Here is a 2859-nt window from a genome sequence, read left to right as displayed (position 1 = left end):
TTATTAGGAGTCAGAACATTTATGTCCCGACCCCCTCGTTTTATATCACACTATTTATTCAGTGCTTATATTAAGTTTTAATTACTTTTAATTTTTCCTAAAAAGAAACTGTTTACTTCGCTTAATTTACCTCTCCAAATCAACTTACCACTTGAAGGTGTAGGTTTATTCTCACTGATAAAGATACTTGTATCTTTTAAGTGAATATAATTGATTTCATCGTTATCACTTTCAGCGGCATAGTCACCAGCTTCATCTAAGTCTTCGCTAAATTGTTTAGACGTTGCATTGCCGCCTTTAAATGATTTGCTTAATGTTTTAAAGTATTCTTTCGCTGAAATCAATGTACCAGTCACAATGGCACCGTCGACTAATAACGAAATATCTAGAGTAAAGTCGTCTTCGTTTGCGGCTTTTACAAATGATTCAAGAATATCATCTTTAGATGTTTGTTTGTTACTCATTATATCATTCCTCTCGTTTAATTATCTGTCACCTGTGTCATCATGACTTTCTATCCACGTTCCAGCTTTTTCTTCAGACGTTTCTTCTTGCTTCTTAGTGGTCTGTGTTTTTTCTTTTTGCCTAGAAGAGGTTTCTTCTTGTTCTTCTTGAAGTTTTTCTTCAGGTTCTTTTTCATCTTGTTGATTTGTTTTAGTTTCTTGTCTTTCATTTTCTTCAATTTCTTCTGATTGTTCGTCATCACTATCATCCTTTTTGAACAGGCTTGCCGTTGATGTTTTCAAGCCTTTGAGTTTTGCTCTGGCAACTTGGTTGAATTGAGTGCCTTTTTCTTTTGAACCCTTCTCTTCCTCGTTGTCTTCATCTTTAGTTTGTTCAGGTTCAGTTGGCATCTTTGAGTTTTTAGATTCCCCCGTTGCCTTTTCTTTACTATCATTTTTTTCGCTTTCATCATCTTCGTCAGATTGATTATCTGGTTTAGAATTATCTGCTTTTTTCTTTGATGTAGATTTCTTAGGCTGTTTTGTTTTCGAATTAGACTCTTCATCTTTTGAATCCTCAGAATCAAGCTTTACATTATCTGCTTTTTTAGACTCATCTGATTTAGTTGAATCTTCCTCAGCTTCGTCTTCGGATTCCTCATCGTCTGAATTACTATCTTCTTCGGATTCATTTTTCTCATCTGAAGCTTCATCTTTATCATCAGAAGTGTCATCAACTTTAGAATCTTCAACTTGATTTTTGGACTCTTCAGCCTCATCGTCTGATTCTTCTTCTGATTGATCAGATTCACCTGTTTCTGAAGTGTCATCTTCTGATTCTGGTTCAGGCTCTTCTTCTGATTCTGGTTTTTCAGAAGTTTTTTCAGCTAATGTTTTTGATGATTTCTCATCTACTTCTGTTTCTTCTGATGCTTCCTCCTCTTTTGAAGTGTCTTCTTTAGAATCTTTTGCTTCGTCTTCTAACTCTTCAACCTCATCATCTGATTCAGATTCTTTTGACTCGTCCTCATCTTTTGAAGTATCTTCTTTTGAATCCTCAGCTCGGTCTTCAGACTCTTCAGTCTCATCGTCTGATTTATCTTCTGATTGATCAGATTCATCTGCTTCTGATGCATTATCTGATTCTGGTTCAGACTCTTCTTCTGATTCTGGTTTTTCAGAAGTTTTTTCAGCTAATGTTTTTGATGATTTCTCATCTACTTCTGTTTCTTCTGATGCTTCCTCCTCTTTTGAAGTGTCTTCTTTAGAATCTTCAGCTTCGTCTTCGGACTCTTCAGTCTCATCGTCTGATTTATCTTCTGATTGATCAGATTCATCTGCTTCTGATGCATTATCTGATTCTGGTTCAGACTCTTCTTCTGATTCTGGTTTTTCAGAAGTTTTTCCGGCTGATGCTTTTGTAGTTTTTTCATCCGCTTCAGATTTTTCTGATGCTTCCTCCTCTTTTGAAGTGTCTTCTTTAGAATCTTCAGCTTCGTCTTCGGACTCTTCAGTCTCATCGTCTGATTTATCTTCTGATTGATCAGATTCATCTGCTTCTGATGCATTATCTGATTCTGGTTCAGACTCTTCTTCTGATTCTGGTTTTTCAGAAGTTTTTTCAGCTAATGTTTTTGATGATTTCTCATCTACTTCTGTTTCTTCTGATGCGTCCTCGTCTTTTGAAGTGTCTTCTTTGGATTCTTCAATCTCATCGTCGGATTTATCTTCTGATTGATCAGATTCATTGGTTTCTGATGCATCCTCATCCGATTCTGATTCAGGCCCTTCTTCTGATTCGGTTTTTTCAGAAGTTTTTTCAGCTGATGCTTTTGTAGTTTTTTCATCCGCTTCAGGTTCTTCCGATTCGTCCTCGTCTTTTGAAGTGTCTTCTTTGGAATCTTCAGCTTCGTCGTCGGATTCTTCTTCTGATTCGTCAGATTCATCTGCTTCTGATGTGTCATCTTCTGATACTAATTCTGTCTCTTCTTTCGGCTCAGATTTTTTTGATGCTTTTTTATCCGCACTAGTTTCTTCGGATTCTTCTTCATCTTTCGATGTGTCATCTTCTTCAGAATCTTCTACATTATCATCTTCGGATTTAGCTTCAGAATCATTTTCTTTTTTAGGTTTTGCTTTATTTTTCTTAGTTGCTTTTTTGTCTTGTTTTTCTTTTTCTTCGTCTTCATCGTCATCATCTGATGCTTGTTCTTCTTCGGATTCATTTTTCTTTGATTTACGTGATTTTAACTTGCTGAAGATGTTCTTTTTCTTCTTCTTACCTTCAAGTTTGTCGCTATCTTCTTCGGATTCTTCTTCAGAATTATCTTCTGATTCATCAGTGTCTTCATCATCCTCAGATTCTTCATCATCCGACTCTTTTTCATCAGATTTATGCGATTTGAATCTATCGAAG

General features: G+C 36.0%; 2 protein-coding genes. Both read right to left on the bottom strand.

What is annotated here, in order from left to right; genetic code table 11:
• Positions 1-77 precede the first annotated feature (77 nt).
• Entirely contained in the window at positions 78-464 is a 387-nt protein-coding gene (gene gvpU, locus HMPREF2937_RS10240) for a gas vesicle accessory protein GvpU (protein ID WP_002481461.1), read from the bottom strand.
• A gap of 21 nt (positions 465-485) precedes the next feature.
• On the bottom strand, positions 486-2859 hold a 2374-nt coding region (locus HMPREF2937_RS13540; RefSeq protein WP_180364636.1), incomplete at its 5' end, for a midas domain-containing protein.

The organism is Staphylococcus sp. HMSC061G12, assembly GCF_001838465.1.
In the GTDB taxonomy this organism is placed as follows: Bacteria; Bacillota; Bacilli; order Staphylococcales; family Staphylococcaceae; genus Staphylococcus; species Staphylococcus simulans.
Note: the sequence above shows the minus strand (reverse complement) of the source record. Positions and strands in the feature narration are given on the sequence as shown.